Origin of the sequence: Nonomuraea bangladeshensis, from assembly GCF_039529455.1 — a bacterium.
Lineage (GTDB): Bacteria > Actinomycetota > Actinomycetes > Streptosporangiales > Streptosporangiaceae > Nonomuraea > Nonomuraea bangladeshensis.
The window spans coordinates 61,038-73,863 of record NZ_BAAAMV010000019.1; the positions used below are offsets into that span (position 1 = coordinate 61,038).

Below are 12,826 nucleotides of genomic sequence, written 5' to 3' on the forward strand. Positions count from 1 at the left end.
GGCATGCCACCGGAATTCCCCCTGGAGAGCAATGTGAACGCTAACACTTATGTGGTAGGAGTCGACTTCGGCACGCTGTCCGGACGCGCGGTCGTCGTCCGGGTCGGCGACGGCGCGGAGCTCGGCAGCGCCGTCCACGAGTACGCCCACCGCGTCATCGAGCGCGAGCTGCCCGGCTCCGGTGTGCGGCTCGGCCCCGACTGGGCGCTGCAGGCGCCGCAGGACTGGCTGGAGGTGCTGAAGAGCGCGGTGCCCGCCGCGCTCGCCGCCGCCGGCGTGCCCGCCGAGCAGGTCGTCGGCATCGGCACCGACTTCACCGCCTGCACCGTGCTGCCGGCCACGGCCGACGGCACGCCGCTCTGCGTCGAGACCCCCGAGCTGCCGCACGCCTGGCCCAAGCTGTGGAAGCACCACGCCGCCCAGCCGCACGCCGACCGCATCAACGAGCTGGCCGCGCGCCGCGGCGAGAGCTGGCTGCCGCGCTACGGCGGCAAGATCTCCTCCGAGTGGGAGTTCGCCAAGGCGTTGCAGGTCCTGGAGGAGGCCCCCGACGTCTACGCGCGGGCCGAGCGCTGGATCGAGGCCGCCGACTGGATCATCTGGCAGCTCACCGGCGTCGAGAGCCGCAACATCTGCACCGCCGGCTACAAGGGCGTCTTCCAGGACGGCGCCTACCCGTCGAAGGAGTTCCTCGCCGAGCTCAACCCCGGCTTCGCCGGGTTCGTGGACAAGCTCGCCACCGGAAAGGTCGGCGCCGACGAGAACGGCGTCACGCTCGCCCCGCTCGGCGGCCTGGCCGGCCGGCTGGGCGCCGAGGCGGCCGGCTGGACCGGCCTGCCCGAGGGCATCGCGGTCGCCGTCGGCAACGTGGACGCGCATGTCACGGCCGCCGCCGCGGACGCCGTGCGTCCCGGCCAGATGGTCGCCATCATGGGCACCTCCACCTGCCACATCATGCCCAGCGACCGGCTCGCCGAGGTGCCCGGCATGTGCGGCGTCGTCCGCGACGGCATCGTCCCCGGCCTGTGGGGCTACGAGGCGGGACAGTCGGCGGTCGGCGACATCTTCGCCTGGTACGTCGACAGCTGCGGCCTCGGCCACGAGGAGCTGACCGCGCTCGCCGAGAAGCAGAAGGTCGGTGAGCACGGCCTGGTGGCGCTCGACTGGTTCGGCGGCAACCGCTCGGTGCTCGTGGACCACAACCTCTCCGGCGTCATCGTCGGCCAGACCCTGGCCACGCGGCCGGAGGACGTCTACCGCGCGCTCATCGAGTCCACCGCGTACGGCGCCCGCATGATCGTCGAGACGTTCGAGCGGGCCGGCGTGCCGGTCGAGGAGTTCGTCGTCGCCGGCGGGCTGCTGAAGAACCCCTTCCTCATGCAGATCTACGCCGACGTGCTGCGCCGGCCGCTGTCGGTGATCGGCTCCGACCAGGGGCCCGCGCTCGGCTCGGCCATCCACGCCGCGGTCGCCGCCGGCGCCTACCCGGGCATCGAGGAGGCGGCGGCGGCCATGGGCAAGCGGACCGAGGCGGCGTACACGCCGGACCCGGACCGCGCCGACGCCTACGACCGGCTCTACGCCGAGTACCGCAGGCTCCACGACTTCTTCGGAGACGGCCGCATGCTCCACACGCTGCGCGCCATCAGGAACGAGGCCCAGGCATGACCGACCCCCGCAAAGTAGTCGCCGAGCTGCACGCCGAGCTCGTGCGTTACGACCTCGTCGTGTGGACGGCCGGCAACGTCTCCGGCCGCGTCCCCGGCGAGGACCTGTTCGTCATCAAGCCCTCCGGCGTCTCCTACGACGAGCTGACCCCGGAGAACATGGTGGTGTGCGACCTCGACGGCAACCTGGTCGAGGGCGAGCACGCCCCCTCCAGCGACACCGCCGCGCACGCCTACGTCTACCGCAACATGCCCGAGGTCGGCGGCGTCGTGCACACCCACTCGACGTACGCCTCGGCCTGGGCCGCCCGCGGCGAGGCGATCCCGTGCGTGCTCACCGCCATGGCCGACGAGTTCGGCGGCGAGATCCCCGTCGGCCCGTTCGCGCTGATCGGCGACGACTCGATCGGGCAGGGCATCGTCGAGACGCTCAAGGGCCACCGCTCCAAGGCGGTCCTCATGCAGAACCACGGCGTGTTCACCATCGGCAAGGACGCCAAGGCGGCGGTGAAGGCCGCCGTGATGTGCGAGGACGTGGCCCGTACCGTGCACGTGGCCCGCCAGCTCGGCGACCCCCTGCCCATCGCCCAGGACGACATCGACCGCCTGTACGACCGTTACCAGAACGTCTACGGACAGAGGAGCCCGCGTTGAAGATCTGGTTTCTGACCGGCAGCCAGGGGCTGTACGGCGAGGACACGCTCCGCCAGGTGGCCGAGCAGTCCCAGCGCATCGCCGAGCAGCTGCCCGTCCCGGTCGAGTGGAAGCCCGTGCTCACGGACGCCGCCGCGATCCGGCGCGTGATGCTGGAGGCCAACGCGGACGACTCGTGCGCCGGCGTGATCGCCTGGATGCACACCTTCTCCCCGGCCAAGATGTGGATCGCCGGGCTCGACGCGCTGCGCAAGCCGCTGCTGCACCTGCACACCCAGGCCAATGTCGAGCTCCCGTGGAGCACCATCGACATGGACTTCATGAACCTCAACCAGGCCGCGCACGGCGACCGCGAGTTCGGGTTCGTGCAGACCCGGCTCGGCGTGCCGCGCAAGACCGTGGCCGGGCACGTCAGCGACCCGGCCGTGGGCGGGCGCATCGAGGCGTGGGCGCGCGCCGCCACGGGCCTCGCCGAGGTGCGCCAGCTCAAGCTGGTGCGGTTCGGCGACAACATGCGCGACGTGGCCGTCACCGAGGGCGACAAGGTCGAGGCGCAGCTGCGCTTCGGCGTCTCGGTCAACACCTACGGCGTCAACGACCTGGTGGAGGCCGTGGACGCGGCCTCCGACGCGGACGTGGCCGCGCTGGTCAAGGAGTACGAGGAGCAGTACCGGGTGGTCCCCGAGCTGCTCGGCGACCGGAGCGAGTCGCTGCGCTACGCGGCCAGGATCGAGCTGGGCCTGCGCGGCTTCCTGGAGGCCGGCGGCTACCGGGCCTTCACCACGAACTTCGAGGACCTCGGCGGCCTGCGCCAGCTTCCCGGCCTGGCCGTGCAGCGCCTCATGGCCGACGGCTACGGCTTCGGCGGCGAGGGCGACTGGAAGACGTCGGTGCTGCTGCGCACGCTGAAGTCGATGGCCCCGTCGGGCGGCACGTCCTTCATGGAGGACTACACCTACGACCTCACGCCCGGCAACGAGCTGATCCTGGGCGCGCACATGCTGGAGGTCTGCCCGTCGATCGCCGCGGACACGCCGTCCTGCGAGATCCACCCGCTCGGCATCGGCGGCAGGGAGGACCCGGTGCGGCTGGTGTTCGACGCCGCTCCCGGCCCCGGCATCGTGGTCGGCCTGGCCGACATGGGCGACCGGTTCCGCCTGGTCGCCAACGAGATCGACGTCGTGGCGCCGCCGCAGCCGCTGCCGAAGCTGCCCGTGGCCCGCGCGGTGTGGCAGCCCCGTCCGAACCTGCGTACGTCCACCGAGTCGTGGCTCACCGCGGGCGCGCCGCACCACACGGTGCTCACCATGGCGGTCACCCGCGAGGAGCTGACGGACCTGGCCGAGATGTTGGGCGTGGAGCTGGTGTTCATCGACGCCGACACCACGACCGAGCGGTTCGCCAAGGAGCTGCGCTGGAACCAGGCGTACTACCGCCTGGCCCAGGGCTTCTAACCGTCCTCGGCGGGTCTCTTCGGGGCGTTCCTGCGCTGCTCCTCGGCGCGTTCGCGGCAGCGGCGCAGGAACTCCTCGTCGTCATCGGGGCTGGTGGCGGCGAAGCGGCCGGGGCGGTCGTACTCGGGGAAGGCGCTCGGCGGCGCCGGCGCCCGCCGCTCCGGGCGGCCGGCCAGCAGCCACACGAGCGAGCCGACGAGCGGCGCGAGGAAAACGATCACCAGCCACAGGATCTTGGGCAGGTTGCGGCAGAGCGGCTCCGGCGTGGTGATCACGTCGAACAGGCAGTAGAGCCACAACACGAGCGTGACCAGGCTTATGGCCTCGTACAGGTAAAGCACGGCGCACCTCCGTCAGCGGCCAGACGAAACTAGCGGCACCTGACCGGGCTGACAAGCGGTGGCTGTGGGAAGGTAAGGCCGTGACGCTGAGCAATTGGGCGGGAAACACCGCATTCCGGGCAAGTGACGTCCATCACCCCTCCTCACTTGACGAACTGCGCCGGCTCGTCGCGGACAGCACCCGCGTACGGGCGCTCGGGAGCGGGCACTCGTTCAACGACGTCGCCGACACCACGGGCGACCTCGTCGTCCTCGACCGGATGCCGGACGCCGTCGAGATCGACAGCGCCGCCGCCCGGGTCCGGGTGCCGGCGCGCACGACGTACGCGCGGCTCGCCCGGCAGCTCGACGCCCACGGCCTCGCGCTGGCCAACCTGGCCTCGCTGCCGCACATCTCCGTCGCGGGTTCGGTCGCGACCGGCACCCACGGCTCGGGCGACGCCATCCCGAGCCTCGCCGCCGCCGTCTCCTCGCTCGACCTCGTCACCGCCGACGGCTCGACGCTCACCCTCGCCCGCGGCGACGCCGACTTCCCCGGCGCGGTGGTGGCGCTGGGCGCGCTCGGCGTCGTCACCTCGCTCACCCTCGACGTGGTGCCCGCCTTCGAGGTGCGCCAGTACGTCCGCGAGGGCCTGCCGGTCGAGGCGCTGGCCCACTTCGACGACATCATGGCCGCCGGCTACAGCGTCAGCCTCTTCACCGACTGGCGCGAGACCCGCGTCTGGCTCAAGCGCACCGGCGAGCCGTCCGACCTGCCCGCCGACTGGTACGGCACCCGCCCCGCCGACGGCCCCCGCCACCCGCTGCCCGGCATGCCCGCCGACCCCTGCACCACGCAGCTCGGCGTGCCCGGCCCCTGGCACGAGCGGCTGCCGCATTTCCGCGCCGACTTCGAGCCCAGCGGCGCGGGCGACGAGCTGCAGTCGGAGCTCATCCTGCCGCGCGAGCACGCGGTCGAGGCGCTGCGTGCGCTGTTCGCCATCGGCGAGCGCATCCGGCCGGTGCTGCACATCTCCGAGGTGCGCACCGTGGCCGCCGACGACCTGTGGCTCAGCCCCTTCCACGGGCGCGACAGCGTCGGCATCCACTTCACCTGGCTCAAGGACCCGGAGGGCGTGCGGCCCGTGCTGGAGCTGGTGGAGGAGACGCTGGCGCCGTACGAGCCGCGGCCGCACTGGGGCAAGCTGTTCACCCGGTGGCCCTCCTGCCCGGAGCGGTTCCGGTCGCTGGCCGCGCGGCTGGACCCCAAGGGCAAGTTCGCCAACGACTTCACCGGCCGCCTGCTGGGGGAGTAGCCCTACCGCGCGGGGAGTAGCCCGCCGGGCGCGGGCTGCGTCCACGGGCGTAGCCGCCCACCGGTCGCGGGGACGATGTGCCGGGGCCGCCCGTAGGCGATCGTCAGAGGCATGAGCGATCACCCCTTCAGGTTCGGCGCGGTCGCCGGACGAGCCCCCGACTGGTCCGGCCTGGCCCGGCGGGCCGAGGACCTCGGCTACGCCACGCTGCTGGTGCCCGACACGCTCGGCACGTTCTCGCCGTTCAGCGCCGCCGCCGCGGCGGCCGCGGTCACCAGCAGGCTGCGGGTGGGGACGTACGTGCTGAGCGTCGCCAACCGCACGCCGCGCGCCGTCGCCTGGGAGGCCGCGACGCTGCGGGAGCTGTCCGGCGGGCGCTTCGAGCTGGGCCTCGGCGCCGGCAGGCCGGACGCCGCGCACGACGCCGCCGAGCTGGGCCTGCCCTTCGGCCCGGCCGGCGCGCGGGTGCGCAGGCTCGCCGACACGATCGACGCGGTCGCCGCGGAGGCGAAGGACGTGCCGATCCTCGTCGCCGCCTCCGGCACCCGGCTGCTGCGGCTGGCCGCCGCCAGGGCGGACACGGTCGCGCTCGGCGTCCCGCCGCACGCCACGGAGGAGCAGGTGGCGGCCAAGCTCGACGAGCTGTACGAGCTGGCCGGCGACCGCTTCCACGACCTGGAGCTCGGCATGAACCTGGCCGCCGCCGGCGCCGAGCCGCCCGCCTGGCTCGGCCCCCTCGGCCCCGACGCCACCGGCGTGCTGCGCGGCACGCCTGCGCAAATGGCTGACGTGCTGCGCCGCCGCAGGGACCGGCTCGGGGTGTCGTACGTCACGGTCAACGCGGCCTGCCTGGAGGCGTTCGCCCCCGTCGTCGAACTCCTCGCCGGAACCTGACGGAACCTGACAGGTACGTCCGCCAGCATGGACGCCATGACCGCAAAGGGAACCTTCGACACCGCGAACTGGGACGCCAAGCAGCCCTACGAGGAGCGCGACGGTGTCACGCTCGGCCTCGTCACCATGACGAAGACCTTCCACGGCGACCTCACCGGCACCAGCCTCGTCACGCTGATGATCGCCACGACCCCCGTGGAGGACTCCCGCTCGTACGTGGCGCTGGAACGCATCGAGGGCGCCCTGCACGGCCGGTCCGGCAGCTTCGTCGTCCAGCACAACGCGGTCAGCGACCGGGGCGCGCACGCGCTGCGCGTGTCGGTGGTGCCGGACTCGGCGACCGGGGAGCTGACCGGCCTGCGCGGCGAGATGCAGATCGTCATCGGCCCCGACGGCGGCCACTCCTACACCTTCGACTACACCCTTTGATGGCGTTCCTGGGCGGCTCCCGGTAGTGTACCGACCGGCCGGTACGCCAACCGCCGGGAGGAGTCACGCCATGTGGGACCCCGAACTCGCCGAGCTGCGCCGGCGCAGGGAGCTGGCCGAGCGCATGGGAGGCGAGGAGCGCGTCGCCCGCCAGCACGCCACCGGCCGCCTCACCGTGCGCGAGCGGCTGGCCGCGCTGACCGACTCCTGGCAGGAGATCGGCGCGCTGACCGGCCGGGCCGCCGGTGCGGACTTCACGCCGTCCAACGTCATCATCGGCCGGGCCCGCCTCGACGGCCGCAGGATCGTGGTCTCCGGCGACGACTTCACCGTACGCGGCGGGGCCGCCGACGCCGCCATCCACGACAAGCAGATCCTGGCCGAGCGCATGGCGGGCGAAATGCGCGTCCCGCTCGTGCGGCTCATCGACGGCACGGGCGGCGGCGGCAGCGTCAAGCAGCTGGAGGAGTTCGGGCGCACCTACGTCCCGTACAACCCGGGGTGGGACCAGGTGGTGGCCAACCTCGGCCGGATCCCGGTGATCTCCCTGGCCCTCGGCCCGGTGGCCGGGCTCGGCGCGGCCCGCCTGGTCACCTCGCACGTCTCGATCATGGTGAAGGAGCTGTCCCAGGTCTTCATCGCCGGCCCCGCCGTGGTCGAGGCGGGGATGGGGGAGAGCGTGGGCAAGGAGGAGCTCGGCGGCTGGCGGGTCGCCGCCGCGGCCGGCACGGTCGACCTGGTCGCGGGCACCGAGGAGGAGGCGTTCGCGCTCACCCGGCGGGTGCTGTCGTACCTGCCGCAGAACGCCTGGCAGCCGCCCCCGGTCACGCCGTCCGCCGACGCGCCCGACCGGACCGCTCCCGAGCTGCGCGAGCTCGTGCCGCGCGAGCGCCGCCGCCCCTACGACACGCGCCGCGCGCTCGATCTGGTCTTCGACACCGGCAGCGTCCTGGAGCTCGGCCGCCGCTTCGCCCCCTCCGTGATCACCGCCTTGGCGCGCCTGGACGGCCGTCCCGTGGCGGTCCTCGCCTCCGATCCCCGCGTCTACGGCGGCGGCATGACCGCTCAGGGCTCCGACAAGCTGGCGCGCTTCGTCGACCTGGCCGAGACCTTCCACCTGCCGGTGGTGCACCTGGTGGACCAGCCGGGCTTCGTCATCGGCACGGCCGCCGAGCGGGCCGGCACGATCCGCCGCGGCGCCCGCGCGCTCGCCGCCGTCTACCAGTCGACGGTCCCGTGGGCCTCGGTGCTGGTCCGCCGCGTCTTCGGCGTCGCCGGGGCCGCACACCGGCCGCACGACCGCTACACCTTCCGGGTGGCCTGGCCGTCCGGCGACTGGGGCTCGCTGCCGATCGAGGGCGGCCTGGAGGTCGCCTTCAAGCGCCTGCTCGCCGAGGCGGGCGAGGACGCGGCGGCGCTCAAGGCGGAGATCGCCGAGCGGCTGGAGGCGGTGCGCTCGCCGTTCCGTACGGCGGAGGCGTTCCTGGTCGAGGACATCATCGACCCCGCCGACACCCGCCCGCTGCTGACCGACTGGGTGAAGGACGCCTACGCGGCCCTCGAACCGGGCCCCCGCTCCACCACCCGCCCCTGAGCCGGTCAGCCGCGCGGCCGGTGCACGACCTTGTCGGTCGAGCGGCCGGGATAGACGACGAGCAGGTGCTCCTCGCGCGGCGCGTCGGGGTCGTCCTCGTCCCAGGGCAGCGTGCGGGCGTGGACGCGCAGCCGGTAGTGGCCGGGACCGGCGACGGCCAGGTCAGGCAGCGGCCCGGCCGCCCCGCCGCCGCCGCCCTGAGGGTAGACCGGCACGACCAGGCGGCCGCTGCGGCTGGCCAGGCCCACCTCGACCACCTGCTTCCAGCCGGTGAGCCGGAGCGGCGGGGCGCGGTCGAATGCCTTGACCGTCAGGCACATCACGTTCTCCTCGGACGTCACGATGGCGGCGGTGCCGCCCACGGCGTCGATGAACCCGTCCTCGCCGGCGTCGAAGATGTCGGCGACGTCGTCGCCGTCGCCGTAGATGTTCCCGGGATCGCCCGCGCTGTCGTCGCCGTCGTCGAAGACGGCGTAGCCGCCGCCTTCCGACAGCATGTACGCGGCCGTGCCCTGCCGCCTGGCTCGCGCCCCGGGCCAGGGGTCGGCGCACCGGGCGTTGGCCGCGGCCTTCCAGGCGGTCTCCTGCCGGTCGTACTCGGCCTGCTGGCGGCGGACTTCGGCGTTCTGCCGGGCGACGATACCGGGACACAGGTACTCCAGGGCCGTGGCCAGCTCGATGGCCTCGGCCGTGCCGCCCGTCCGCTCGTGCAGCTCCTGCCGTTCGCGGTCGCCGGCCAGCGCGCACGCCTGGGAGCCGTAGGCGAGGATGCGCTGGTCGGCCACGTCCTCGGGGAACATCGTGTCCGCCGCGAACGTCGAGCCCCTGGCCAGGCAGAGGAACGACCGCCGCCGCTCCTCGGGCCCGAGGCCGGCCGCGGGCCGGAGCCGGTCGCGGCAGCCCTCGTCCGCGGCCGTGTAGGTGAGCCGGGCGTCCCCCTCGGCGCCGACCGCGACGATCGGCAGCCCGAGCAGGACGACGGCGGCGGCGAGCAGCCGCGGCCTCCGCCCGGTTCCCGGCGTCGGGACGTCCTGCCGGGGCGCGGCGAGCTCGTGCGCAGTGCGTGCCGCCCACACGACGATCAGCCCGTCGAGCGCGTGCACCGCGAGCGACAGGCCGTCGAAGGCGTCCCGTCCGACCTGGAGCAGCGTGTGGACCTGCGGGACGAGGAGAGCGGTCCAGCCGATGGCGATCGTGACGGCGCTGAACCGCCCGTCGCGTCCCTGCCCGGCGAGGATCATCGCCTTGCAGCCGAGGGTCGCCATCACCACCAGGAGCGACGCCGTCAGCAGCGGGACCTCGGCGAACGGCCGCAGCGCCGCGCCCAGGACCCCGGTCAGGCCGAGCCCGAGTGCGACGATCCGGAACCGGGCCGACACCCCGCCGAGGGCCCGCACCAGCAGGACCAAGGTGGCGGCCCACACGGCCCGGCTCGCGGCGTACTCCGCGACGTCGGACACCTCGTCGAGGAGTTCCCAGAGCAGCAGGTCGCCGGCCACGTCCGTGTAGAGCAGGCGTCGCAGCCACACCACGTCACGCGGCGGCACCCCGGTGCGCGGCGAGGCCGGGCCGCGCAGGATCTGCCACAGCGCCCACGCGTTGAGCAGGCCGATCGCCGCGGCCAGGAGCCGGACCCCGTCGTCCCGCGGCCAGACGACCGTCGTCGCGACGAAGGTGAACCACCGCCCGTCGTCGTACCAGGCGGCGACGGCGACGGCAGTCAGGTAGAGCGCGACGGCGACGGCGGCCGGGCGCCCGAAGCGGTGGCGGGCGACGGCGGCCCTGAGTAAGGCGATGATGCGGATGATCTTAACGCTCCCCGGGCGGGGGCGAACGGAACAAGGCCCGTCCGATCGGACGGGCCTTGTTTTCTGTGGAGCTATGGGGATTCGAACCCCAGACCTCCTCCATGCCATGGAGGCGCGCTACCAACTGCGCTATAGCCCCTTGCGGTGAGTACGAGTGTATCGGACTCACCGACCACCCTGGACCTGCCTACGCCAGCAGGGCCCGCAGGATCTGCTCGGCGTGCGTCCACAGCAGGGAGCCGCCCGCGCCCGGGATCAGGTGGCGGCGGGCGCCGCGGATCCGCTGGGACAGGGTGAAGCCCTGGTCGGGGGAGTGGTGCAGGTCGAGGTCGCCGTACCAGAGGTCGACCGGGACGGGGACCTCCGCGAGCGGGAACGGCCAGGGGCTCATGGCGAGCACGCTGTCGCGGGCGTAGCCGGCCGGGCCCTGGGCGAAGGCCTCGGTCATGGCCTGGCGGTAGGCGCGGGCGAAGTCGGGCCGCTCGTAGATCTCCCGGTCCACGGCGGGACTGTTGGGGACGATCATGTCCCAGAGGGCGTCGGGGGTGAGGGAGGAGAAGAACTTCTCGGCGGCGGCCGGGTCGGCGGCGACCGTCTCGACCAGCTCGCGGAAGTGGCCGGGCAGCACCTCGGTCATGGTGGCGACCTCGTCGGCGCCCGAGACGATCGCCACCCGGCGCACGCCCGGGACGAACGCGCAGGCCAGCGCGAACGGGGCGCCCTGCGAGAAGCCGACCACGCGCGGCGCGTCGAGGCCGAGGGCGGCGACGTCGGCGGCCCAGGAGGTCAGGGTGCGGCCGGGATCGGGGTCGGAGGAGCCGAGGCCGGGCCGGTCGAGGGAGATGAGGCGGACGCCGAGCTCGTCCACGACGTCCGCGCCGAAGCCGAGCCACCGGCTCGTGCCCGCCCCCGGGCAGAGCACGACCGGCGTCCCGGTGGCCGGGCCCCATTCGGCGCGGGCCAGGCGGCGGCCGTCGGGCAGGACGCTCTCGGCGAGCCGGGCCGGTGGGGTGATCAGGTCGTGCCGTGTCATGCCTGATACCTTGCTCGGCCCGGCCGGCTCCTCGCAAATCGTTTTCCGCGCCCGGTCAGCCGACGCTCAGCCGACGGTCAGCCGACCGCACGGGCCTTGTCGATGAGCGTCGTCAGCTCGCTCACCATCGGGTCCTCCGCCAGGGAGGCGAGCCGGGTGGAGTGCTCGGCGAGGTCCGGCAGGTCCAGCCCGAACGCCTGCCGCTCCCGCAGGTACATCGCGAACGCCGCCACCAGCACGTCCACCTGGAGCCGTACCGGCGTGCCCTTGTCCCACACGCCCTTCGCCAGGTCGGCGGCCCGCAGCGACTTGCCGGCCTCCGACGCCTCGCGGGTGTCGGGGTCCTGCCAGCGGACCGTGGCCTGGGCGAGCTGCCCGCGCGCCCCCGGCTTGAGCTTGAGCGCGTAGAGGGCGGTCACCGCGTGGCCGGGGCCGATCTCGCCGCCGTCGCGGCTGTCGTCGCGGAACTCCTCGGTGGTCAGGGCGCGGTTCTCGTAGCCGACGAGGCGGTAGGTGTCGACGACGGACGGGTTGAAGACCACCTGGGCCTTGGCGTCGCGGGCGCGCAGCTCGATGGTGGCCGTGAGCTGGGTGGTGAAGAGCTTGTCCGCGTCCTGCTGGGAGCTGACGTACACGGCCATGCCGTCGCCGTTGTCGGCGAGCTGCTCCATCAGGGTGTCGCCGTACTCGCGGCCGACGCCGACGGTGAGCAGCGTGACCTGGCGGGCCGCGTACTCCTTGGCCTGGGCGAGGATGCCCTGCCACGCGGTCTCGCCCTGGTTGGCGAGGCCGTCGGAGAGCAGGATGACCCGGTTGGTGGCGGCGGGGCGGAACGCCTTGGCCGCCTCCTGGTAGCCGGCGACCAGACCGCTCTCCAGGTTCGTGCCGCCCTCGACGTCGAGCCGGTCCACGGCGGCCGACAGCTCGGCGCGGGCGGTGAGCGGGGTCATCGAGGCCAGCACCTCGGCCTCGTCGCTGAAGGCCACGATCGACACCTGGTCGCCGGGCGCGAGCTGGTCGAGCAGCGTGCGCAGCGAGGACTTCACCAGGTCGAGGCGGCCGGGCTCGGCCATCGAGCCGGACACGTCGACCACGAAGGTGAGGTTGACCGGCCGGCGCGCGGCGGCCTCGGTGGCGCGGGTCTGCAGGCCCACCCGCAGCACGGCCTCGTCCCGGTGGCCGGGCAGCAGGGCGCCGTCCACGTGCACCGCGAACCCGTCGTCCGGCGGCTGCTCGTAGTCCTGGCGGAAGGCGTTGACCCACTCCTCGGGGCGGATCCGGTCCGGCTCGGGCCAGCGGCCCTCCTGCAGGGCGCGGCGGGCGTAGCCGTACGAGGCGGTGTCCACGTCCAGCGCGAACGTGGAGATCTGAGCCGTGGCCGTCTCCTGCTCGTCCTTCGCCGACGACTCCGGCCGGGCGGGGCCCTGGGACGCGGCGGGCGCGTTGGCGCGCTCGGCGCTCCCCGCGCTGCCGCCGGAGCCGCCGCACCCGGCGAGCACGAGGACGGCGACCAGTCCGGAGCCGATCACTAACGGGCGGATTCTCATTCCTCAACCACCTCCGACCCCTTACGACGGCGGCTGACCGGTGGTTGGCCGGGGCGGTGACGTAAGCGAGCACAAACCGCGATCGATACGTGATCAGTTGTGACAATCGG

At 73.5% G+C, this 12,826-nt stretch carries 11 protein-coding genes and 1 tRNA gene; 7 read left to right on the top strand and 5 right to left on the bottom strand.

The window, feature by feature from the left end:
* The first annotated feature begins 3 nt into the window (after window positions 1-3).
* The 3 genes from araB to araA are packed head-to-tail and all read left to right on the top strand — an operon-like array spanning window position 4 to window position 3,775.
* On the top strand, window positions 4-1,668 hold the full coding sequence (gene araB / locus ABD292_RS44680; RefSeq protein ID WP_344218724.1) for a ribulokinase: 1,665 nt from the start codon (window positions 4-6) through the stop codon (window positions 1,666-1,668).
* Window positions 1,665-2,321, top strand: a complete 657-nt coding sequence (locus ABD292_RS44685; protein WP_344218726.1) for an L-ribulose-5-phosphate 4-epimerase — start codon at window positions 1,665-1,667, stop codon at window positions 2,319-2,321. Before araB ends, ABD292_RS44685 begins: the two co-directional genes overlap by 4 nt.
* Complete coding sequence (gene araA / locus ABD292_RS44690; RefSeq protein WP_344218728.1) at window positions 2,318-3,775, top strand: L-arabinose isomerase; 1,458 nt, start codon at window positions 2,318-2,320, stop codon at window positions 3,773-3,775. The genes ABD292_RS44685 and araA overlap by 4 nt, the downstream gene beginning before the upstream one ends.
* Here the strand turns inward: araA and ABD292_RS44695 are convergent.
* Window positions 3,772-4,116, bottom strand: coding sequence for a PLD nuclease N-terminal domain-containing protein (locus tag ABD292_RS44695; protein WP_344218730.1), 345 nt, complete (start codon window positions 4,114-4,116; stop codon window positions 3,772-3,774). The two genes, araA and ABD292_RS44695, sit on opposite strands and share 4 nt — an antisense overlap.
* Window positions 4,117-4,196: 80 nt before the next feature.
* On the opposite strand from ABD292_RS44695, the gene ABD292_RS44700 reads away from it, so the two are divergent.
* From ABD292_RS44700 to ABD292_RS44715, 4 genes are all read left to right on the top strand, one after another.
* Window positions 4,197-5,411 carry an FAD-binding protein gene (locus ABD292_RS44700; protein WP_344218732.1) on the top strand — a complete coding sequence of 405 codons (1,215 nt, stop codon included), beginning with the start codon at window positions 4,197-4,199 and terminating at the stop codon, window positions 5,409-5,411.
* A 111-nt stretch (window positions 5,412-5,522) separates the two neighbouring features.
* Entirely contained in the window at window positions 5,523-6,305 is a 783-nt protein-coding gene (locus ABD292_RS44705; RefSeq protein ID WP_344218734.1) for an LLM class flavin-dependent oxidoreductase, read from the top strand.
* A gap of 36 nt (window positions 6,306-6,341) precedes the next feature.
* Window positions 6,342-6,734 (top strand): DUF3224 domain-containing protein, encoded by a 393-nt coding sequence (locus tag ABD292_RS44710; protein WP_245775455.1) that lies wholly within the window; start codon window positions 6,342-6,344, stop codon window positions 6,732-6,734.
* 70 nt (window positions 6,735-6,804) lie between these two features.
* Complete coding sequence (locus ABD292_RS44715) at window positions 6,805-8,328, top strand: acyl-CoA carboxylase subunit beta (protein ID WP_344218737.1); 1,524 nt, start codon at window positions 6,805-6,807, stop codon at window positions 8,326-8,328.
* 5 nt (window positions 8,329-8,333) lie between these two features.
* Here ABD292_RS44715 and ABD292_RS44720 read toward each other — a convergent pair whose 3' ends face one another.
* The 4 genes from ABD292_RS44720 to ABD292_RS44735 form a co-directional block, all read right to left on the bottom strand.
* Window positions 8,334-9,860, bottom strand: coding sequence for a hypothetical protein (locus ABD292_RS44720; RefSeq protein ID WP_344218739.1), 1,527 nt, complete (start codon window positions 9,858-9,860; stop codon window positions 8,334-8,336).
* Window positions 9,861-10,202: 342 nt separating this feature from the next.
* Window positions 10,203-10,275, bottom strand: a tRNA-Ala gene (locus ABD292_RS44725).
* A gap of 48 nt (window positions 10,276-10,323) precedes the next feature.
* Complete coding sequence (locus ABD292_RS44730; protein ID WP_344218741.1) at window positions 10,324-11,169, bottom strand: alpha/beta fold hydrolase; 846 nt, start codon at window positions 11,167-11,169, stop codon at window positions 10,324-10,326.
* A gap of 77 nt (window positions 11,170-11,246) precedes the next feature.
* Window positions 11,247-12,716, bottom strand: a complete 1,470-nt coding sequence (locus ABD292_RS44735; RefSeq protein ID WP_344218743.1) for a vWA domain-containing protein — start codon at window positions 12,714-12,716, stop codon at window positions 11,247-11,249.
* Window positions 12,717-12,826: the final 110 nt, after the last annotated feature.

What these genes read in the sequence shown, in the direction of transcription:
- araB (WP_344218724.1), top strand. Translation starts at nt 4, where the DNA reads ATGCCACCGGAATTCCCCCTGGAGAGCAATGTGAACGCTAACACTTAT.
- ABD292_RS44685 (WP_344218726.1), top strand. Translation starts at nt 1,665, where the DNA reads ATGACCGACCCCCGCAAAGTAGTCGCCGAGCTGCACGCCGAGCTCGTG.
- ABD292_RS44705 (WP_344218734.1), top strand. Translation starts at nt 5,523, where the DNA reads ATGAGCGATCACCCCTTCAGGTTCGGCGCGGTCGCCGGACGAGCCCCC.
- ABD292_RS44710 (WP_245775455.1), top strand. Translation starts at nt 6,342, where the DNA reads ATGACCGCAAAGGGAACCTTCGACACCGCGAACTGGGACGCCAAGCAG.
- ABD292_RS44715 (WP_344218737.1), top strand. Translation starts at nt 6,805, where the DNA reads ATGTGGGACCCCGAACTCGCCGAGCTGCGCCGGCGCAGGGAGCTGGCC.
- ABD292_RS44730 (WP_344218741.1), bottom strand. Translation starts at nt 11,169, where the DNA reads ATGACACGGCACGACCTGATCACCCCACCGGCCCGGCTCGCCGAGAGC.
- ABD292_RS44735 (WP_344218743.1), bottom strand. Translation starts at nt 12,716, where the DNA reads ATGAGAATCCGCCCGTTAGTGATCGGCTCCGGACTGGTCGCCGTCCTC.